20 protein-coding genes are annotated in these 19326 nt (G+C 65.8%); 12 read left to right on the top strand and 8 right to left on the bottom strand.

Going from position 1 to position 19326, the window contains the following annotated elements; translation table 11 throughout:
* The 5 genes from Q1J95_RS06790 to Q1J95_RS06770 all read left to right on the top strand — a co-directional run.
* Nucleotides 1-678 (top strand): Hsp70 family protein (locus Q1J95_RS06790; protein WP_300266638.1); only part of this gene is annotated, 678 nt, incomplete at its 5' end.
* A gap of 2 nt (nucleotides 679-680) precedes the next feature.
* Nucleotides 681-1343 carry a nucleotide exchange factor GrpE gene (locus Q1J95_RS06785; RefSeq protein ID WP_300266636.1) on the top strand — a complete coding sequence of 221 codons (663 nt, stop codon included), beginning with the start codon at nucleotides 681-683 and terminating at the stop codon, nucleotides 1341-1343.
* 6 nt (nucleotides 1344-1349) lie between these two features.
* Nucleotides 1350-2345: a DnaJ C-terminal domain-containing protein gene (locus Q1J95_RS06780; protein WP_300266635.1), complete on the top strand. Its 996-nt coding sequence runs from the start codon at nucleotides 1350-1352 to the stop codon at nucleotides 2343-2345.
* A gap of 115 nt (nucleotides 2346-2460) precedes the next feature.
* Nucleotides 2461-2886: a MerR family transcriptional regulator gene (locus Q1J95_RS06775; protein WP_300266634.1), complete on the top strand. Its 426-nt coding sequence runs from the start codon at nucleotides 2461-2463 to the stop codon at nucleotides 2884-2886.
* A 53-nt stretch (nucleotides 2887-2939) separates the two neighbouring features.
* The gene (locus Q1J95_RS06770) at nucleotides 2940-4310 is read left to right on the top strand and encodes an FAD-dependent oxidoreductase (protein WP_300266633.1); all 1371 of its coding nucleotides are present in this window, start codon (nucleotides 2940-2942) and stop codon (nucleotides 4308-4310) included.
* Here the strand turns inward: Q1J95_RS06770 and Q1J95_RS06765 are convergent.
* Together Q1J95_RS06765 and Q1J95_RS06760 are read right to left on the bottom strand one after the other, a co-directional pair.
* A complete protein-coding gene (locus tag Q1J95_RS06765) occupies nucleotides 4267-4920 on the bottom strand; it encodes a Pr6Pr family membrane protein (RefSeq protein WP_300266632.1) in 654 nt (217 codons plus the stop codon). The genes Q1J95_RS06770 and Q1J95_RS06765 overlap by 44 nt on opposite strands.
* 172 nt (nucleotides 4921-5092) lie before the next feature.
* A complete protein-coding gene (locus tag Q1J95_RS06760) occupies nucleotides 5093-5680 on the bottom strand; it encodes a hypothetical protein (protein ID WP_300266631.1) in 588 nt (195 codons plus the stop codon).
* A 270-nt stretch (nucleotides 5681-5950) separates the two neighbouring features.
* On the opposite strand from Q1J95_RS06760, the gene Q1J95_RS06755 reads away from it, so the two are divergent.
* Together Q1J95_RS06755 and Q1J95_RS06750 are read left to right on the top strand one after the other, a co-directional pair.
* Nucleotides 5951-7147, top strand: a complete 1197-nt coding sequence (locus Q1J95_RS06755; RefSeq protein ID WP_300266629.1) for a glycosyltransferase — start codon at nucleotides 5951-5953, stop codon at nucleotides 7145-7147.
* The gene (locus Q1J95_RS06750; protein WP_300266628.1) at nucleotides 7147-8403 is read left to right on the top strand and encodes a glycosyltransferase family 4 protein; all 1257 of its coding nucleotides are present in this window, start codon (nucleotides 7147-7149) and stop codon (nucleotides 8401-8403) included. The genes Q1J95_RS06755 and Q1J95_RS06750 overlap by 1 nt, the downstream gene beginning before the upstream one ends.
* A gap of 13 nt (nucleotides 8404-8416) precedes the next feature.
* Here the strand turns inward: Q1J95_RS06750 and Q1J95_RS06745 are convergent, their stop codons facing one another.
* From Q1J95_RS06745 to Q1J95_RS06735, 3 genes are read right to left on the bottom strand one after another with little or no spacing between them, the layout of a single operon-like run.
* Complete coding sequence (locus Q1J95_RS06745; RefSeq protein ID WP_300266627.1) at nucleotides 8417-8905, bottom strand: hypothetical protein; 489 nt, start codon at nucleotides 8903-8905, stop codon at nucleotides 8417-8419.
* A gap of 41 nt (nucleotides 8906-8946) precedes the next feature.
* Nucleotides 8947-9642, bottom strand: coding sequence for an NRDE family protein (locus tag Q1J95_RS06740; RefSeq protein WP_300266626.1), 696 nt, complete (start codon nucleotides 9640-9642; stop codon nucleotides 8947-8949).
* 10 nt (nucleotides 9643-9652) lie between these two features.
* Entirely contained in the window at nucleotides 9653-10438 is a 786-nt protein-coding gene (locus tag Q1J95_RS06735; RefSeq protein ID WP_300266625.1) for a triose-phosphate isomerase family protein, read from the bottom strand.
* A gap of 95 nt (nucleotides 10439-10533) precedes the next feature.
* Here Q1J95_RS06735 and Q1J95_RS06730 point away from each other — a divergent pair, with 95 nt between their 5' ends.
* The 3 genes from Q1J95_RS06730 (at nucleotide 10534) to Q1J95_RS06720 (ending at nucleotide 13568) form a co-directional block, all read left to right on the top strand.
* Entirely contained in the window at nucleotides 10534-12261 is a 1728-nt protein-coding gene (locus tag Q1J95_RS06730; RefSeq protein ID WP_300266624.1) for a dihydroxyacetone kinase family protein, read from the top strand.
* 1 nt (nucleotide 12262) lies between these two features.
* Nucleotides 12263-12757 carry a ribose-5-phosphate isomerase gene (locus Q1J95_RS06725; RefSeq protein WP_300266623.1) on the top strand — a complete coding sequence of 165 codons (495 nt, stop codon included), beginning with the start codon at nucleotides 12263-12265 and terminating at the stop codon, nucleotides 12755-12757.
* A 91-nt stretch (nucleotides 12758-12848) separates the two neighbouring features.
* A complete protein-coding gene (locus Q1J95_RS06720; RefSeq protein ID WP_300266621.1) occupies nucleotides 12849-13568 on the top strand; it encodes a GntR family transcriptional regulator in 720 nt (239 codons plus the stop codon).
* Between the two features lie 22 nt (nucleotides 13569-13590).
* On the opposite strand, the gene Q1J95_RS06715 is transcribed toward Q1J95_RS06720, so the two are convergent.
* From Q1J95_RS06715 to Q1J95_RS06705, 3 genes are read right to left on the bottom strand one after another with little or no spacing between them, the layout of a single operon-like run.
* Complete coding sequence (locus tag Q1J95_RS06715; RefSeq protein ID WP_300266619.1) at nucleotides 13591-14364, bottom strand: SDR family oxidoreductase; 774 nt, start codon at nucleotides 14362-14364, stop codon at nucleotides 13591-13593.
* Between the two features lie 7 nt (nucleotides 14365-14371).
* Complete coding sequence (locus tag Q1J95_RS06710) at nucleotides 14372-15349, bottom strand: 3-hydroxyacyl-CoA dehydrogenase family protein (RefSeq protein ID WP_300266618.1); 978 nt, start codon at nucleotides 15347-15349, stop codon at nucleotides 14372-14374.
* Nucleotides 15350-15375: 26 nt separating this feature from the next.
* A complete protein-coding gene (locus Q1J95_RS06705; protein WP_300266617.1) occupies nucleotides 15376-16329 on the bottom strand; it encodes a sugar phosphate isomerase/epimerase in 954 nt (317 codons plus the stop codon).
* 156 nt (nucleotides 16330-16485) lie between these two features.
* Between Q1J95_RS06705 and Q1J95_RS06700 the strand changes: the two genes are divergently transcribed.
* Together Q1J95_RS06700 and Q1J95_RS06695 are read left to right on the top strand one after the other, a co-directional pair.
* Nucleotides 16486-17856, top strand: a complete 1371-nt coding sequence (locus tag Q1J95_RS06700) for an amidase (RefSeq protein ID WP_300266616.1) — start codon at nucleotides 16486-16488, stop codon at nucleotides 17854-17856.
* Between the two features lie 131 nt (nucleotides 17857-17987).
* Nucleotides 17988-19326: sugar ABC transporter substrate-binding protein (locus Q1J95_RS06695; RefSeq protein ID WP_300266615.1), on the top strand; the 1339-nt coding region annotated here is incomplete at its 3' end.

Genomic DNA, 19326 nt, shown 5'->3' with positions numbered 1-19326 from the left:
GACGTCATCCGCGAGGCGAACATCAAGGTCGCCGAGATCGATCACATCGTGCTCGTCGGTGGATCGACCCGTATGCCCGCTGTTGCTGAGCTCGTCAAGCGCGAGACCGGCAAAGAAGCGAACAAGGGCGTCAACCCTGATGAGGTCGTCGCTGTCGGCGCCGCTCTTCAGGCCGGCGTTCTCAAGGGCGAGCGCAAGGACGTTCTGCTCATCGACGTCACCCCGCTCAGCCTCGGCATCGAGACCAAGGGCGGCCGGATGACGAAGCTCATCGAGCGCATGGTGCGCGAGGCTGAAGAGAACGCGGCGGAAGACAAGAAGCGTGCCGATGCTCTCGAGCAGCGCAACCAGGCTGAGACGCTGTCGTACTCGATCGAGAAGCTGATCAAGGAGAACGAGGACAAGCTCCCCACCGACGTCAAGGACGAGGTCCAGGCTGACGTCGACGCTCTGAAGACGGCGCTGGCCGGCGATGACGACGACGCGGTCAAGACCGCTCTCGACAAGCTCAACGAGTCGCAGGGCAAGCTCGGCGAAGCGATCTACGCGCAGTCGCAGGCGGATGCCGCATCCGAGGCTCCGTCCGGCGACGGCGAGGCCGCTGAGGGCGACGCGTCCGCTGAGGAAGACGTCGTCGACGCCGAGGTCATCGACGACGAGGACGAGGAAAAGAAGTAACCATGACGAACAAGGACTTCGACGAGAACGAGGTTCCTGAGGACGAGGGGTCGGATGCTTCGGCATCCGGCCCCGCGCCGCAGAACCCCGACTCCTCCGAGGCTGCGGCCGCTGAGGGATCCGACGAGTCGCCCGCTGAGGGCGCCGACGATCTCACGGTTGACGACATCCTCGGTGCGGATCAGACCGGTGAGGCCGCCGCAGAGGACACGGTTCTGGCAGATCTCGAATCGACTCTGCTGAACGACCTCAAGCGGCTGCAGGCCGAGTACGCCAACTACCGTCGACGCACGGAAGAGCAGCGTCAGGTCGAGATCGAGCGAGCAAAGGGCGAGGTCGCCAAGGGCCTGCTTCCCGTGCTCGACGACCTCGACCGTGCCGCGGCTCATGGCGACCTCGATGAGGGCACGCCGTTCTTCGTGATCGGTGAGAAGGTGCGCGCCGTTGTCGAGCGCCTCGGCGTCGTCGCCTACGGCGAGAAAGGCGAGGAGTTCGACCCCCAGCAGCACGAGGCGATCTTCCAGCAGCCCACCCCCGACGCTGAGACCTCGACGATCCTCGATGTCGTCGAGGTGGGCTACCGTCTGGGCGATGTCGAACTGCGGCCGGCGAAGGTCGTCGTCGCCGTGCCGGCCGACCCGTCGACGGGCTCAGGGACCGATTAAGAGCGCATGGCCAGTCAAGATTGGTTCGATAAGGACTTCTATAAGATGCTCGGCGTCACCAAAGACGTCAGTGATTCCGATCTGAAGAAGACCTATCGCAAGCTCGCACGCAAGTACCACCCGGATTCGAACCAGGGTGATGACAAGGCCGAGGCGAAGTTCAAAGAGATCAGCGAGGCGTACTCCGTGCTCGCTGACCCTGAGCAGCGCAAGGAATACGACGAGATCCGCGCGATGGGTTCGGGGGCGCGTTTCACCGCCGGCGGTGGTGGGGGCGGCGGCTTCGAAGACGTTTTCAGCCGGTTCGGTCAGGGCGGACGTGGTCAGAGCGCCGACTTCGAGGACATCTTCGCGATGTTCAACCAGGGCCAGCCGGCCGGCAGCGGTGGCGGGTTCGGTTCGGGGCGCTTCGGACAGCCGTCCGGCGGGTTCCGTGGGTTCGGCGGGCCGCAGCGCGGCGCCGATGTCACGGCGCGCACGACGCTCGACTTCACCACCGCCGTGCAGGGCGAGACGATCACTCTGCAGGGCGAGAACGGCAAGCCGTTCAAGGTGAAGATTCCGGCCGGCGTCGCCGACGGGCAGAAGATCCGCCTGCGGGGCCGCGGTCGGCCCTCACCGGATGGCGGCGAGAGCGGCGACATCGTCGTGCAGATCAAGGTGCGTCCGCACCCGGTGTTCACGCGCGACGGGCTGCACCTGCGCCTGACGGTTCCGGTCACCTTCACCGAAGCGACTCTGGGAGCGACGATCGAGGTGCCGACGCTCGGCGGTGACCCGGTCAAGTTGCGGGTGGCGCCGGGCACCCCGTCGGGGCGCGTGCTGCGCGTCAAGGGGCGCGGGGTCAAGACGTCGAAGGGCACCGGCGACCTGTTGGCTGAGTTGCAGGTGGCTGTTCCCACGCATCTGGATGATGCCGCTCGCGAAGCCCTGGAGAAATTCCATGAGCTGGAACCCCGAGAGAACCCGCGCGCTGAGATGATGGCGAAGGCGCGCGACTGATGAGCTGTGCGCCCGAGATCAGGAGCATCGCCCGAGATCAGGAGATTTCCCACCGGATCGTCCTGAACTCGGCCCATCTCCTGATCTGGGGCGGCGGCGGAGAGGCGAGGTCACGATGATAGAAGATGAAGATGCTCCTGTCTTCGCGATTGCCGTCGCCGCCGAGCTCTCAGAGATGCACCCGCAGACGCTGCGTCAGTACGACCGCATCGGCCTCGTCGTGCCGGGCCGCACCCGTGGCGGGTCGCGCCGATACTCGGCCCGCAACATCCAGCAGCTGCGGGAGGTCGCACGTCTGTCTGCTGACGGGATGAGCCTGCCCGCCATCGCGCGCTTGCTTGACCTCGAAGACGAGGTGCGGATGCTGCGTCGCAGAGTCCTCGACCTGGAAGGCGCGCTGCGCGCCGAGCGCGAGAGCCGTCCGGGCGTCCGCGTCTTCGCTGCCGGTTCGGCCGGCGTGATTCCGGTGTCGAGTGGCCGCCGCATCCGCCGATCGACCGACGTGGTGCTGTGGCGTCCCCGTCGCGGCGGCGACGAGTGACCGCGCACTCTGCGCCCGGATCTGCCGGGGCGGCCTGAGGTAGTCTTGCGCCAATGAAGATGACGCGTCGCGAGCTGCTGATCGGCACCGGAGTCGGCGCCCTCGGCGTGCTGCTCGTCTCGTGCACGCCGGAGCCGAAGCCCACCCCGACGCGGTCGATCACGCCTTCGCCGTCGCCCTTGCCGACCACGGTGGTACCCGCTCCGGCCGCGAGCGTGCGCAGCGCTTGGGCGCGCGACCCGTTCGCACACGGCGCGGCCAGCTACACGCGTGTGGGTGTGCAGCAGTCCACGCGCCAGAAATTGGCCGAGCCCATCCAGAACCGTGTCTACTTCGCCGGTGAGGCGACAGATGTCGATGACCCGGGCACGATGCGCGGAGCGTTCCACTCCGGGCAGAGCGCGGCGATGCGGCTGCGTGCAGCGATGGCCGGCGGTGAGCGCATCGCCGTGATCGGCGCCGGGCTCGCGGGTGCGGCCGTGGCATCCGAGCTTGCCGACGCAGACGTCGAGGTGACGGTGTTCGAGGCCCGAGACCGGGTGGGCGGCCGCGTTCATTCGCATCTCGACGACGCGTGGCCGGTGCCGGTGCAGTTGGGGTCGTGGCTGCTTGATGCTGACGACGCTCTCGGCGACGAGCCGGACTTCCCCGAGATGAGCGATCTGACGGCGGCGCTGTGGCGGTCACCGGAGGGCGCCATCGAGCCGGTGAGCCCGGCCCCGATCGAGAAGGCTGTCGCGGCGGCCGAGACACTGCCCGCCGACGTGGCGCTGGCCGAGGCGCTGATCGATACCGGTGCCGATCCTGAAGAACCCGGCCTCGCCGCCCTGCTCGCGCACCTGGCGACAACCGCCGCGGCCGATGCCGAGGTGCTCTCGTCGTGGTTTCCTCCCGAGTTGCCGGCGGATGCCGCGAAAGCCGTCGTCGGCGACCTCGGTGCCTACGTGCACGAGCTTGTGGGTGATGCGCAGCTGTCGCTCGCTTCGCCGGTGACCCGCATCGCCTATGACGACGCCGGCGTGAGCCTGCGGTTGGGCACGGGGGAGTCGACTTCATTCGACCGTGTCGTGGTCACTGTTCCGCTCGGTGTGCTGCAGCGCGACGGCATCGAGTTCAGCCCGCAGCTTCCCTTCGGACATCGCGGCGCCATCAACGCGCTCGGCATGGGGCACATCGAGACGATCTGGCTGCGTTACGATGACAAGCCCTTCTGGGAGACGGATGCCGCGATCTGGCATGTCGTCGGCGGTGAAGCTACGGTGCGCACGTGGATCAACCTGTCGCCGAGCACCGGAGAGAACGTCCTGGTCGGCATCGTCGGCGGCGATGCTGCTGAAGAGTTCGCAGCACTGGATGAGAATGAGGCGCTGACGGCCGCGCTCATCTCGCTGGAGCCGTTCGCGCCGTCCGGCGAGACGGACTGATCCGGCTGATCAACGCCAGCACGGCCGCGACGAGCGCGAAGATCGCCAAGGCGATGGCGCTGGTGATCAAGAACTCTCCGATGCCGCTCACCTGACGAAGATCCAGGAAGTAATACGGGTACCACCCGATCTGCGGCCCGCGCCACATCGTTACCCCACCCCAGACCAGAGGGAACACCAGAGAACCAGGAATGATCCACCAGGGCACCGCGCGATGCCCTGGCGTGAGAGTCCAAGCGATCGCCGTGAACGCGGGCAGCCAGAAATGCAAGACCTGATCTGACCACGGCACATCGACGCGGATGCCGCGCAAACCCGCCTGCCAGACGATCAGCGCGAACGCGAGTCCGGCCGTGGTCGTCCAGGTGAGAACCAGCGACAGGGCGACGCTGAACCAACGGGGGTCGTCGCCGTGACGAAATGCCAGGACGCCACCGATCGCGAGCAGCACGACGAGCGCGCAGTTGGATTCGACCGTCAGGTAGGCGAAGAAGTTGCGGCCGGCGATGGTCTGCGAGCTGAGTCCCCAGAGCAGACGGTGAATGAGCGCGGTCAGACACACGGCCGCCGTGGCGAACCGAAGCATGCCGAACATGACTCGCGTGCTCACCGTCTTACGCGCTCCCCTCCGGCATACGCACAACCCATCCCGAAAGTCTACGGAGGAGTCAGCGCCAGATTCCCACAGCGGCGTGCGTGCCGGGAGCGAGAAACAATGTGCTGCATGAAAAACGTCATGGGAACACGTTTCTCATGCAGAAGGCCGTTTCTCGCGAGTGACCTCACGCCGGATCGATCCGCAGCACGCCCGGTGTCTCGCCGCCGGTCAGGTCTGCGGCGATTCGGATGCTGCGTGCCAACTCGTCCAGCGCGGGAATCAGCGTCCCGAACCGCTCGCGGTCGCTGCAGATCGCCGTCAGGGTGATCAGATGCGTGCCGGTGTCCCACGTATATGTCGCAAACGGGGGAGTGGACGGCTCAGGCGGCAAGGGCATCAGCAACTTCTCGCCGGCGCCGAGCGGCGTGGCAAAGCTTTCGGTGTCGTCGTACTCGATCGGCATGGTGGCCCTGGCCCGCCGCAGGTCGTTGGTCAGCTCCTGAACGCTGGCCATGGCGACGACGAGCTCGGGGTCGGCCTTCCATGTCCACACCAGCACCCGCCCATCGGCTTTGCGCATGAGCAGTGGCGCCGCCTGACTCATCGCCCACGCGCCGAGCTTCGATCCTGGCCGTGCCGGAGCGCCCAATGCTTGCGTGGCCTGGCCGAGCAGCATCCGAATAGCCGCTTTGCGATGGCGGCGCCCCCTCCACCCGAACGAGTCCGTCACGGGGATCCAGAGCGCGGGGTCGGCAGCTGAGGTCAGTCGCATACTCCAAAGTTAGGGCACGGTTCCGAGCGCCTCCTGAACCCCGCGACCCCGCGACCCGCGACCCCGCGACCCCGCGAGACGGCATTGTGCGGATGAGACCGTCCGGAATTCCTGCGGTCTCATCCGCACAATGCAGTCTCGGAGCGGGACAGGACGAGACGGAGCAGGCGACGAGCGGCGAGGGAACGGGGAGAGCGCAGATGCCTCGGGTAAAGTGGCCTGCGCCCTGACCAGGGAACACTTTTCGCGTACCGTAAGGCTGCATATCCCGTGACCTCCTCTGACGCTCCGAACGACGAGCGCCCGTTGCGCATCCTCATCGGCGCCGACACGTTCTCTCCTGATATCAACGGTGCGGCCCGTTTCGCTGAGCGCCTCGCGGCCGGCCTCGTCCAGCGCGGTCATGATGTGCACGTCGTCGCGCCGAATCAGAAGTACCGCCGCGCCGCACCCGCCACTGAGGTCATCGAGGGCGAGCCGATGACGCTGCACCGGCTGCCGTCGGTGCGCTGGGCACCACACGACTGGCTGCGTTTCGTGTGGCCGTGGCGCTCGAAGTACTATGCGCGCCGAGTGCTCGACCGTGTGAAGCCGGACGTGGTGCACATCCAATCGCACATCGTGATCGGACGCGGTCTCTCGCGCATAGCGCATCAGCGCGGCATCCCCGTCATCGCGACCAACCACGTCATGGCCGAGAACATCCTCGATCACACGACGCTGCCGAAGTTCATCGACGACATCATCCTGAAACTCGCCTGGGCCGACGCGAAGCGCACCTTCGACCTCACGCGCGCGATCACCACGCCGACCCGCCGCGCCGCCGACTTCCTCGAGCGCACGGTCGAGGTGAAAGACGTCATCCCGGTCAGCTGCGGCATCGACCGCACGCAGTACACCCCGGTGATCGGGCCGCGTGAAGGCAACCGCATCATCTTCGTGGGGCGGCTGACGGCCGAGAAGCAGGTCGAGGTGATCCTCGAAGCCGTGACGAGGCTCGACCCCGCGCTGGAGGTGAGCTTCGACATCGTCGGCGGCGGAGACCAGCGTAAGAGCCTCGAACGCCTCGCGGGCGAGCTCGGCCTCAGCGACCGGGTCACCTTCCACGGTCGCACGACCGACGAAGAGCTGCGCGCACTGCTCACTCGGGCGAGCCTGTTCGTCATCGCCTCGATCGCAGAACTGCAGTCGATCGCGACGATGGAGGCGATGGCGTCGGCCCTGCCGATCGTCGCGGCGGATGCGGTTGCCCTCCCGCACCTCGTGCATGACGGTGAGAACGGCTACCTGTTCGAACCGGGCAACGCCGATGAGCTCGCCGCCCGCCTGACCGACGTGCTCACAGCAGAGCCGGCCGAGTACGAGCGGATGCAACAGGCATCCCTCGACGGTGTGATCGTGCACGACATCAACCGCACCCTCGACACGTTCGAGGCGCTCTACCGCGACGAACCACTGCCCGAATAATGCACATCGTCTTCTTCGGCGATCAGCACCTCGAGTCCCTCGGTGGGGCGCAGGTGTCGATGCGGTTGCAGCGGCGCTACCTCGAACGCGCCGGGCACACCGTCACCGCGGTCGCCCCGAAGATGCACGCGGGCGCTCGCCCGTCAGATGCCGCCTACCTCGATCTGCCGTCGATGCCCATCACGCTCGATCGGGAGTATTCGATGTCGTGGCCGGGGCGACGCACTGACCGGTTTCTCGACCGGGCGTTCGCGTCGCGTCCGCCGGTCGATCTCGTGCACGTGCAGGCCGACTTCTGGGGCGCATTCATCGGCCATCGCTTCGCCCATCGCCACGGCATCCGTGTGGTTCATACGATGCACAACCGGGTCGACGTCGGCATGGCAGCTGTCACGCCGCTGCACCGACCCGTGCTGGCGGCACTGAACCTCTGGCGGCGCGTGGCGATGCGGGGGGTCGGCGAGCCGACGGGCGGAGGGGACGGCTGGGCATTCCTGCGCGGCATCGCCCAGGGTTCGAATGCTGTCACGGCGCCGTCGGCTCATTTCGCGCGACGGCTCGAGAAGCACGGGGTCTTTCCCGAGGTCGATGTGGTCTGGAACGGCATCGATGATGACCTGCTTGCCTCGCTTCGCGCGCGCGAATCACCATCTCTGACACGAGACACCACGGCGCAGGTGCTGTCTCGTGCGGAAGATGCAGACTCGCAGCCGTCAGCGAGGCCCGCGGGGCAGAAAAGGCCGCGCTTCGTGTGGTTGGGGCGGATGAGTCCCGAGAAGCGGTTGCTGCCGTTCCTTGAAGCCGTCGTCGAGTCGCAGGTCGACGCCGACATCGAGGTCATCGGCGGCGGCGGGCAGTTGCGCGCGGCCGAGAAGATCGCGCGCGGTCATGCTGGCGTGCGCTTTGCCGGCCGCCTTCCGTACGCCGAGACGCTCGCACGGATCGCCGCGGCCGATGCCGTCGTGCAAACCTCGATCGGATTCGAGACGCAGGGGATGACACCGTTCGAAGCCGCAACGCTCGGTACGCCGACCATCGTGAGCGACCCTGATATCGCGGGTGAGCTGCGTGGCGGGCTGTGGGCGGTGCCGGATGCCTCGGTCACAGCCTTGGCGCAGACGCTGCAGCGTGCGGCATCCGATATCGTGGCTGGGCGTGCGCCGACGCCGGATCCCGACGTCGCAACCGAGTTCCTGCAGTCATCGCGCACGGCGGCGATGACGGAGATCTACCAGCGAGTGCTCGCCGCGAAGTGATCGGCGCCTCGGTTTAGAACCGCATGAGGTTGATGGCGGCGAAGATGAAGTTCATTCCGGCGCCGATCACGATGGTTATGCCGATTCCTGCGGCGATGCCAGAGAGGGCGTGCGGGGCTCCGGGGCGTTTGATTCCGATGAGGCCGAAGACAAGTCCGCCCACGCCGGTCAGGAAGATGACGATCGAGAAGATGTTGCTGAAGAGGCTGATCAGCTGGTAGCCGTCCGAGCGAATCATGATCTGGATGATCAGGTTGAGCAGCACCTGAACGCCGATGCTGACGAGCCCCAGAATGAAACCGATCTTGCCCATCGGGTTCGCGCCCGTCTGGCTCGGCGTGGGTGCTGGCGTGTAGGACGGCTGCCCGTATCCGCCCGGGGTCGGCTGCGCCGGGTGCGCGTATGCGGGCTGCGCCTGCTGTTGAGGAGCGTACTGTGGCGGTTGCTGCTGCGCAGGCTGCGACGCGTACGGCGGGTTCTGCGGCTGCTGGGGATCGCTCATGGAGCGAGCATAGCGTGACGATCGCGTGGCGACACCCGCCACTACACGCTCCAGTGCGCGGGTGCGGGCAACGTCGTCTCGCGAAGGTCGACGCCATCGTGCCTGACTTCGGCGAGGCAGTAGAGCAGCGATTGTGTCGGGTATCCGTGCGGACGGTTGTCGCGGATGATCGCGGCGTCGTCGGTCGGGTCCAACTGAGCGGATGCCGCGAGCAGCTCGACCCAGGCATCCTCCCAGCCGTCCGTCTGCGGAGCCCGCGCGCGGAAGTCAGGAAGCCAGCGTGCGATGCGCGCCGTGGCCGGGTCGTCGAGACCGTCGTGGGCGATCATGTGCACACCCTGAGGCACTCGTGTGTCGGTGAGGTTCTTGCCATCCCAGGAAAGCACGCGTGCGGCACCGGGTTCGACCTCCAGCAGGTTGAATCCGTGCATAGCAAGCGGCGCTTCCGGCGAGCGCCCCGCCACGGATTCGAGCGCAAGGATGCCGCGGGTGCGCACCTGGTCGGCAGGCAGATTGAGCACATCGGCGCGATTGAGGAGCACAGCGACGCGTCGCTGTTGCACGTCGGCGGCCAGCCAGGCGCCACCCGCACGGCGATCGCGGATGCCGGTCACGCCGGGGTGGCTCTCCGGCCACCAGGGGCCGAGGTGATCCCACTCTCGCTCGGGGTCTTCGTCGCGGACCGCGAGCAGGCGTGAGGTGCCATCGGCATGAACATCGATCACCACAGTGCACACAGGCGTCAGTCTAGGGGCGGTTAGACCGACGCAGTCGGTGGCGTGCGAGCTCTGCGGCCTCATCCACGACGGCGATGAATGACGAGACGTCGTGAGCGGAGCGACCGAGGAACAAGCCGTCGATGTCATCGCCGAGTGCCGTGAGCAGGCCGGGACCGGCGGATCCACCGTAAATGACGCGCGATCCGCGTCGCGCGGGGTCCTCGTTCAGAGCTCTACGCAACGCCCGCGCGACGGTGACGATGTGCTCACGCGGCGCAGAAGAAGCCGCACCGATGGCCCACACGGGCTCGTACGCAATGACGACACCTCCGGTAGGTACGTCGGTGAGATTGGCGCGCAGCTGAGCGGTGACGGCGGCGGCTGCAACCGGCGCATCGACGCGTTCGCTCTCGCCGAGACACAGCAGCGGCGTCACGCCGTACGTCAGTGCTGCGGCCGTTTTAGCTGCGGCATCTGCGTCCGATTCTCCGAACAGCCGCCGTCGCTCCGCGTGACCCACCTCGGCGAAGGCGACACCGGACTCAGACAGCTCGGCGGCGGGAATCTCTCCGGTAAACGCTCCGTGCGGATGGGCGCTGACATCCTGCGCGCCGATGCGCACGCCCGTATCGGCGAAGGCGCTCATCGCGTCGTGGATCTGGAGATAGGACGGAATGACGAAGACGTCGACGTCACTCGGATCACCGCGCTGGGCGATGGCTCGCGATACCTCATGAAACCATGCGCGGCCCTCCTCGCGGCTGAAGTAGCTCTTCAGGCTCGCCCCGATCAGTACCGGGAGCGGAACGTTCATCGCATTCCTTTCGTGCGCCCAACAAGGGATCAGAAAAATCTATCCAACTTCCTATAGGATAGGGGAAAAGTGGGACCGACGAGCTGGAGTGTGTGATGACGCGGCTGTTCAATGATCCAGAAGACTTTGCCGAGGAGATGATCGACGGCTTCACTCTGGCTTCGGCTCGCTGGGTGCGTGCGGTTGCCGGCGGAGTCGCGAGGGCCACACGTGCGGCAGAGCCCACGGTCGCCGTCGTGATCGGCGGCGGCAGCGGTCACTATCCTGCGTTCGGCGGGCTGGTCGGCCCCGGGCTCGCACACGGTGCGGCGATGGGAAACCTGTTCGCCTCGCCATCCGCCCAGCAGGTTCATTCGGTAGCACGAGCAGCAGACGAGGGGCGGGGCGTGCTGCTCACTTTCGGAAACTACGCCGGCGATGTGCTGCACTTCGGGCAGGCCCAGGAGCGGTTGCGCGAAACGGGCATCGATTGTCGGACCGTGCTGGTCACCGACGATATCTGGAGCGCACCGAAGGAGGATCTCGACCGGCGCCGCGGCATCGCCGGCGATCTCGTCGTCTTCAAGGTCGCCGGCGCGGCAGCCGAGGCGGGATACGACCTCGACGAAGTGGAGCGCGTCGCACGGGTGGCCAACGCGCGCACCCGCTCCTTCGGCGTTGCGTTCGGCGGATGCACGCTGCCCGGGGCTACGGAGCCGCTGTTTACCGTGCCCGAGGGCAAGATGGCCGTGGGGCTGGGAATCCATGGCGAACCGGGCATCGATGAGATTGACCTGCCCAGTGCCGACGAACTCGCGCGCATGTTCGTCGAGAAGCTTCTCGACGAACTTCCTGACGGAGTCGAACTGCCCGGAGCGCGCGTCGTTCCGATCCTCAACGGGCTGGGGTCGGTGAAGTACGAGGAGCTCTTCGTCGTCTATCGAACGGTCCACCGGCTCCTGGAAGAGGCCGGAGCGGTCGTGGTGGACCCCGAGGTCGGTGAGTTCTGCACCAGTTTCGACATGGCGGGCGCCTCTCTGACGCTGCTGTGGCCTGATGACGAGGTTGAGCGGCTCTGGCTCGCGCCGTGCGACACTCCCGCATATCGCCGGGGCGCCGTCTCGCCGCGAGCCGCCGTTTCAGAAGCAAGCGTGGCCGACGAGCTCGACGAAGCTCCGATCGGAGTCGCTTCCGAGGACTCCCGAGTCGTCGCCGCGATCGTCGTCACAGCGTTGGCCGCGATGGCGCGGATGCTGGATGAGCAGGCTGACGATCTTGGCCGCATGGATCGCGTGGCGGGTGACGGCGACCACGGCATCGGCATGCAGCGCGGCAGCCGCGCCGCCGCAGCAGCGGCCGCGAAAGCGGCGGAGAGAGGGGCCGGTGCTGGCACGACGCTGGTCCGCGCGAGCGATGCCTGGTCAGACAAGGGTGGTGGCACCTCGGGTGCTATCTGGGGCGTGATGCTTCGTGCGCTCGGCGGCACGCTCGGCGATGACGCCCCGGCTGACGCACTCACTGTCGGTGCAGGGATCAAGGCGATGTCGGATGCCGTCATGTCCTTCGGCAAGGCGAAACCCGGGGACAAGACGATGATCGACGCGATCGTGCCGTTCGCGGACGCGCTCGTCCAGCGCGTTGGCGCGGGCGGGCGGCTGTCGGATGCGTGGGCTGAGGCCAGTGAGATCGCGGACTCGGCTGCACAGGCCACCTCGCACATGACAGCCCGGCTCGGTCGTGCGCGGTCGCACGGCGACAAGAGCCTCGGCACCCCCGACCCCGGAGCAGTGTCGTTCGCTCTCATCGCGGACGCGGTTCTGGAAGTACTGAAGAAAGAGGTATGACATGGCACTTCGACTCGTGATCGGCAGCGACGATGCGGGCTTCGATTACAAGGAGCGTATAAAGGCAGACCTGCTCTCTAACGACCTGGTCGCCGAGGTCGTCGACGTGGGTGTGGATGCTGACGGACACATGCCCTATCCACGGGTCGCCATCACCGCGGCTGAGAAAATCGCCTCGGGTGACGCCGATCGCGCGATTCTGATCTGCGGTACCGGACTGGGCGTCGCGATCGCGGCGAACAAAGTCTCGGGTGTGCGCGCCGTCACCGCGCATGACTCGTTCAGCGTGGAGCGCTCGGTTCTGTCCAACGATGCGCAAGTGCTGTGCATGGGGCAGCGTGTCGTCGGCATCGAGCTGGCCCGGCGTCTCGTGCGCGAGTGGCTCACCTACGACTTCAACCCGACAAGTGCTTCCGCTGCGAAGGTCGGAGCGATCTGCGCCTATGAGAATGAGCCGACGCGGCGGGAGCAGCCGTCTGCGGACGAACAGCGGTGACAACGGTAGACTGCTCCGACGATCGGGGTCGCACGACCCGTCGCGCGAAGGACGCGCGCACACGGGAGCGATGTATGAGACGGATATTGCAATGAGAGAAGAGCCCGTTTTCGCGACGCTGGACGCGTCGATCGAGCGACGAGGATTGCGCGACCGTGTGTACGACCGAGTTCTGGAACTGCTGCTCAGCGGCGAAGTGGAGCCCGGTGCACGCTTGTCGATCGAGACCATCGCACGCCAGCTCAGCGTTTCTCCTACACCGGTGAGAGAGGCGATGGTTCAGCTCGAACGCACGGGGCTGGTGAACCGGGAGGCGCTCAAGGGGTACCGGGTCGCACCTCCGCTCACCGAGGCGCAGCTGAATGAACTCACTGAGGCGCGGGTCATGCTGGAATCCACGGCTGCGCGCCTGGCGACCCCCGCCGAGGATTCGCTTCTACGCGAGCTCGATACTGCGCTGGACGCGCACCGGAAGGCGGGCGAACATCTGCTCAAGGCGACGGCCGATGGCAGCAGCGATCTCTCAGACACCACTGACTACTTCGCCCGTGACGTCGACTTTCACCGCATCATCTTCCGTCACTGTGGGAACAGATACCTGCACGATATGTCCGAGACGCTGGGCGGGCAGCTTCATCGCATGCGACAGTCCGCACTGTATGGGGCGATCGATGTGACCGAGGCCCTTAGCGAGCACGAGGCGATCCTGGTGGCGTTCCAGAGTTCGGATCCGGAAGCGCCAGCACGGGCGATGAAGCACCACATCGAACAAGTCGGGCTGCGATCGCTCGAGACGCAACGTCGCGCCTGACCGGACGATCCCCCGGGCAGGGTCAGTGCATGTACTGCCCGCCGTCAACGTTCAGGGTGTGGCCGGTGACGAATCCGGCATCCGCGCTGATCAGATAGCCCACCGCCGCCGCGATGTCATTCGGCGTGCCGATGCGCGGCAAGACTCCATCGGCGGCAATCTGAGCTTTGCGCTCTTCGGTGAGCACCCCGCCCATGATGTCAGTGTCGATCGGTCCTGGAGAGACGACGTTGGCTGTGACCCCCGCTGGTCCCAGCTCCCGAGCGACCGAGCGCATGAGGCCGATCACCCCGGCTTTGGACGCCGAGTACGGGGTCTTCGAATACGTGCCGCCGCCGCGTTGCGCCGAGATCGACGAGATGCCGACGATTCTGCCGACGCCGTGGGAAACCAGAGTCCGTGCGACGCGCTGAGTGACCCAGTGGACGCCATCGAGGTTGATGCGCAGCACGCGTTGCCACTCGTCGGGGCTGACCTCGAGATAGGGAACGGGGGAGGCGACCCCGGCGAAAGTGACCAGGGCCACGATCTGCGGTAGCTCGGCTTCCAGGACATCTACCGCCGACCTGGCCGCATCCCGGTCGGCCAGGTCCGCTCCAACTCCGATTGCCCGTACACCGCATCGGCGGGCGACTTCCGATGCCGTGCTCATCGCGGACTGAGCGTCGATGTCGATGATCCCGACATGCCAGCCCCGCTCGGCAAGGTGATGTGCCGTGGCGCGGCCTATGCCGCGACGGCTCGCCGCGCCGGTGAGGACGACCGTTCGTTCGCGGGGAAAAGGGTGCGCCGTCATGCCGATATCAATCGTCTGCGCCGCGATTCGCGATCGGAGCGGGGCCCAGTTCGGCGATGAGCTTCTGCATCGCGACATACGCTCGATTGCGGTACGCGACGAGTTCTGCCGTGCGTTCCGCGGGCACATCGAGGAAGCCTGCGCCGGACTTCGTGCCGAGCTTCCCTTGGGAGACCAGGTCGTCGAGGATCTTCGGCGTCGCGAAGCGTTCGGGGAACTCGGTCTGCAACGACGCATAGCAGAACGCATACACGTCTAATCCCGCCATGTCGGCGATCGCGAACGGCCCGAAGAACGGTAGCCGGAACCCGAAGGTGGTGCGCACGACCGTGTCGATGTCCTCCGCTGTCGCCACGCCTTCTTCGACGAGCTGGGTGGCCTCGTGGAAGAGCGCGTACTGCAGTCGGTTGAGGACGAAGCCGGTGGCGTCTTTGATGCGTGCCGTTTGTTTACCCGTGGCCGCCAGTATCTCTTCGACGGCAGTCACCGCCGCCGAATCTGTGCCCGCGTGCGGTATGAGCTCGACTCCGGGAATGAACGGCGCGGGATTGGAGAAGTGCACACCGAGGAAGCGCGCGGGGTTCGTGACCGCCTCGGCGAGTTTGCCGATGAGGATCGTCGAGGTGTTCGATCCGATGATCGCATCGGCCGGTGCGGCGTCGCAGATGCGACGAAGGGTCGCATGCTTGATCTCGATCTTCTCTGGCACGGCTTCTTCGATGAACGTCGCGCCGGCGACGGCATCCTCGATAGTCGCTGCCGAGGTGCGGGAGGCGATGATCGCCGGGGCGTCCTCGGGAAAGAGCCCGTCTTCGACGAACTGCTCCGCCTCGGTGATGATGCGTGCGAGGTTGCTCTCGGCGACGGATAGATCGACATCGGCGATTCGGACATCGGCACCGGACAGGGCGAGCATCTGTGCGATGCCCCCACCCATGTATCCGCTGCCGATCACGGCGTAGACGGGGTGCGTGGTGCTGGTCATCTTCGACTCTCCTTGTCGATCGTGGGTCAATCGCGTGCTGCGCTGGGCAGCACGCTCTGCAGATAGGTGCGGTTGGTCGCGCATACGCCCAGGCTGTCGCCTCCGTACTGTTCCATGAGGAAAGGCCCGGTGAAGCCGAGTTCGATCGCGCGCGAGACCATGTCGCGATAGTTGATCAGACCGGTCTCCAGCGTCGAGGGCGTCGAGGTGTACCAGCTGCCGTCGGCGCTTTCGTCCCGGGTGTAGTTCTTGACGTGCCAGTAGTTCGCGTACGGCAGCGTCTTCTCGTGCATCTCACGCCAATCCTCGATCGGACGGTGCAGGCGAACGAGGTTGCCGATGTCGGGGTTCAGGCCGACGTTGACGAGGTCGATCTCCTCGATCAAGCGCACCGCGCTGTCGGCCGTGCCGAGATAGGTGTCTTCATACATCTCGAGCGACATCGGAAGTCCGACTGCTGCCGCGTGCTCTCCGAGTTCGCGCAGGCGCGCGACGGCCAGAGCGCGCGTGGCCGCGTCATCGGGATCGACGGGGCCGGGTGCCGTCCAGAACCAGAGCGCCTGCTGCTGCGCCGCGCTGAACGGCTGATGCAGCCCCGTGGAGAACACCTGGAGTCCCAGCTCTGCGGCCGCATCGATCGTGCGGTGCGCATACGCCAGATTCTCTTCGCCGCGACCGGGCTGAATGACGCTCTGCCGCTGAACATGAACGGCGACCAGATCGACGCTGTGCGCCGAGGCGATCTCTTTCAGCTCTTCGCGGCGTGATGCGGTCAGATCTGCGGGGCGGATATGGCTGTCGGCGAGTTCGACGCCGCGGAAGCCGAGGGCGGCGATGCGGCCGAACATGTCGTCCCACACTTCCGGGGGGGCATCATGTAATGCGACCCCGTTCGGCGTGACCCGTGAGAAGCCGTGCATGCACACCGCGATCGGCCACGTCTCTCGGTCGAGTTGTTCTGCGACTGGGCGATCAGACATATGTGCTCCGTATCCAAAACTGGGGTAGTGAGATATGATCCTATAGGATCCAGGATATTTAACCAAGACTTGACAATCGGCAAACGCGTCGCGAGTATGGCCATAGGCTATAGGATCTAGGATTAGCCGCTAGGGATGCTCAGTGAGGAGAGCTCGATGCACTATTCGGATATCGGAGAGCTGTCCGAGGCCCTCCGCACGCAAGAGCTGTCCGCAGTCGAGGTGTGCGAGCACATTCTCGATCGCATCGCTGAGCATGACCCCGAGCTCCACAGCTACGTTGAGGTCGACACCGAGGGTGCGCGACGGGCGGCAGCGGTTGCCGAGCAGGAGATCGCGAACGGCGGCTGGCGTGGCCCTCTGCACGGCGTGCCGCTCGCCGTCAAGGATCTCTATGGAACCGGCGAGGCCCCCACGTCGTTCGGATCGGCGCATCTCGCCGATCATCGATTGGACGCTGAGTCTGAGGCTGTTCGCCGCCTTCGTGAGGCCGGCGCCACGATCGTGGGCCGACTGCGGATGTCTGAAGCCGCACTGACCGATCATGGCCCCGGGCTGCCCACCCCCGTGAACCCATGGGACAAGGACACCTGGGTGGGCACCTCCTCAAGCGGCTGCGCGTCGTCGACGTCAGCGGGCCTGAACTTTGCCTCTCTGGGCTCCGATACCGGCGGATCCATTCGGGGACCGGCGACAGCGACCGGCCTGTCCGGGCTGAAGCCCACCAGGGGGGTCGTGTCGTCTGAGGGGGCCCTCCCGCTCTCGAGAACGCTGGACACCGTGGGCTCATTCGCGCGGTCTGCACGCGATTGCCGAATCGTTTTCGACGCCATCTCCCACACGCAGGGCTCTCCTCATGATCGAGAAGAACTCGATGTGGCGGAGGCGTCATCCAGGAGGATCGGGATCGATCGCGGGCTCCTCGCGAGCGTGGACCCCGAGATACGCACGATGATCGAGCGCACTGCAGACGTGTTCAGCCGACTGGGGGCCGAGATCGTCGACGTCGAAGTCCCGGACGGCGCTCCGCTCGCCTCGCGGTGGGTCGCGTTCGTCGGATTCGAAGCGGTTACCGATCTCAGCGGACTCTACCCGCAAGACAAGCGTGAGCTCTACGGACCCGAGATCGCTTACGTGCTCGAGCAGGGCCGTGCGTTGAGCCCGTCGGACTACGCGCAGATCGGCGACGAAGCTCGGATATACACGCGCGCACTCGACCGGGTGCTCGAAGATGTCGACGCCTTGCTGCTGCCAACGATCGGTGCACCGTCTCCGACGGTTACTCAGATCGAAGAGATGCGACGCGATTACGCGACCTGGAACCAGCAGGTAATGCGGCTGACCTGTCCGTACAACTTCTCCGGTCATCCGGCGATGACCTTTCCGACCGGCTTCACGGCGCGCGCGACGCCCCTCGGCGCCCAGCTGGTGGCGGGGCACTACCGGGAGCGACTGCTTCTGTCCCTGGCTGAGCAGTACCAGAGCATCACTGATCATCATCTGCGCAGACCGCCACGGCACCCCTGACCGGCGCACTGCATACGCACCGGCTGTCGCGTGCCGACGACGCGGCCTACCCGTGTCCGACGCCTCCGGCGTCGGTCCTCCCCGAAATCTGCACCACCGAACCCGCACCACCGAACAGAGAAGAGAGTGACATGAAGTCAAGAAGGGTCGCTGCCGTCCTTGCTGGCAGCGTTGCATCCGTCATGGTCTTGAGCGCCTGCGGAGCGGGCGCTGACTCCGAGGGCTCCGGGAACGGAGACGGCGCCACGATCGATGTGCTCGCTGTCAACCTGCCGGCTCAGGAAGACCTGGTGAAACTCACTGAAGAGCACTTCACGAAAGAGACTGGCATCAAGGTGAACTTCACGTTGCTGCCGGAGAATGATGTCCGCGCGAAGATCACACAGGAATTCTCCTCACAGGCCGGCGTCTACGACGTCGCGACCCTGTCGAACTACGAGATCCCGTTCTACGCGGACAACGGCTGGGTGACGTCGCTGGACAAGTACATCGAAGAAGGATCGGAGACCATCGAGTTCGACGATCTCCTTCCATCGATGATGGACTCGATGACCGGTCCCGGCGACGAGATCTACGGCCTGCCCTTCGAGGGCCAGTCCTCGTTCACGATGTACCGCAAGAGCGTCTTCGATGAGCTCGGTCTGACGATGCCCGATAACCCCACCTGGGACGAGATCGCTGATCTTGCGGCGCAGATCGACGAGAACAGCGCGATGAAGGGAATCTGCTTGCGCGGACTTCCAGGATGGGGTCAGCAGCTCGCACCTCTGAACACTGTCATAAACACGTTCGGCGGAACGTGGTTCGACATGGACTGGGATGCACAGCTGACCTCGCCCGAAGTGCTCGAGGCTGTCAACTTCTACGTCGATCTAATCCAGGAGCACGGCGAGCCCGGCGCAGCTCAGGCCGGATTCACCGAGTGCCTGAACTACTTCATGCAGGACGAAGTCGCGATCTGGGTTGACGCCACCAATGCTGGTGGACCGGTCGAATCCGACTCGTCACCGATCGCCGGCGACATCGGCTATGCGCAGTCGCCTGTGAAGGAGACCGACGCATCCGGCTGGCTGTGGACCTGGGCGTGGGGCATCGAGGAAGCCTCTGACCAGAAGGATGCTGCGTGGGAGTTCATCTCGTGGGCGAGTTCGCGCGAGTATGAGGAGCTGGTGGCAGAGGAGTACGGCTGGGCGCGGGTGCCCTACGGCAAGCGTCAGTCGACCTTCGACAACACCGCGTTCCAAGAGGGCGCTCCGTTCTACGAGGCGGCGCGCGAGGCGATCTCGAGTGTCGATGCGAACAACCCCGGCGTGCAGCCGCGTCCGTATTCCGGCGTGCAGTTCGTCGGTGTGCCGGAGTTCATCTCGCTCGGAACCGCGGTCTCCGAAGAGATCGCCGGCGCGATCGCAGGTACGACGACCGTTGAGGCGGCGCTGGCCAAGGCCCAAGAGCTGGCGCAGGCGGTCGGGG

The sequence above is a fragment of the Microbacterium sp. genome (assembly GCF_029263575.1).
GTDB lineage: Bacteria > Actinomycetota > Actinomycetes > Actinomycetales > Microbacteriaceae > Microbacterium.
The sequence above is the reverse complement of the archived record's forward strand: the minus strand, read 5'-3'. Positions and strand labels throughout refer to the sequence as shown.

Bases quoted from the DNA above. Each gene is read 5' to 3' on its own strand.
- Q1J95_RS06785 (WP_300266636.1), top strand. From the start codon at position 681: ATGACGAACAAGGACTTCGACGAGAACGAGGTTCCTGAGGACGAGGGG.
- Q1J95_RS06780 (WP_300266635.1), top strand. From the start codon at position 1,350: ATGGCCAGTCAAGATTGGTTCGATAAGGACTTCTATAAGATGCTCGGC.
- Q1J95_RS06775 (WP_300266634.1), top strand. From the start codon at position 2,461: ATGATAGAAGATGAAGATGCTCCTGTCTTCGCGATTGCCGTCGCCGCC.
- Q1J95_RS06770 (WP_300266633.1), top strand. From the start codon at position 2,940: ATGAAGATGACGCGTCGCGAGCTGCTGATCGGCACCGGAGTCGGCGCC.
- Q1J95_RS06760 (WP_300266631.1), bottom strand. From the start codon at position 5,680: ATGCGACTGACCTCAGCTGCCGACCCCGCGCTCTGGATCCCCGTGACG.
- Q1J95_RS06750 (WP_300266628.1), top strand. From the start codon at position 7,147: ATGCACATCGTCTTCTTCGGCGATCAGCACCTCGAGTCCCTCGGTGGG.
- Q1J95_RS06745 (WP_300266627.1), bottom strand. From the start codon at position 8,905: ATGAGCGATCCCCAGCAGCCGCAGAACCCGCCGTACGCGTCGCAGCCT.
- Q1J95_RS06735 (WP_300266625.1), bottom strand. From the start codon at position 10,438: ATGAACGTTCCGCTCCCGGTACTGATCGGGGCGAGCCTGAAGAGCTAC.
- Q1J95_RS06730 (WP_300266624.1), top strand. From the start codon at position 10,534: ATGACGCGGCTGTTCAATGATCCAGAAGACTTTGCCGAGGAGATGATC.
- Q1J95_RS06725 (WP_300266623.1), top strand. From the start codon at position 12,263: ATGGCACTTCGACTCGTGATCGGCAGCGACGATGCGGGCTTCGATTAC.
- Q1J95_RS06720 (WP_300266621.1), top strand. From the start codon at position 12,849: ATGAGAGAAGAGCCCGTTTTCGCGACGCTGGACGCGTCGATCGAGCGA.
- Q1J95_RS06715 (WP_300266619.1), bottom strand. From the start codon at position 14,364: ATGACGGCGCACCCTTTTCCCCGCGAACGAACGGTCGTCCTCACCGGC.
- Q1J95_RS06710 (WP_300266618.1), bottom strand. From the start codon at position 15,349: ATGACCAGCACCACGCACCCCGTCTACGCCGTGATCGGCAGCGGATAC.
- Q1J95_RS06705 (WP_300266617.1), bottom strand. From the start codon at position 16,329: ATGTCTGATCGCCCAGTCGCAGAACAACTCGACCGAGAGACGTGGCCG.
- Q1J95_RS06700 (WP_300266616.1), top strand. From the start codon at position 16,486: ATGCACTATTCGGATATCGGAGAGCTGTCCGAGGCCCTCCGCACGCAA.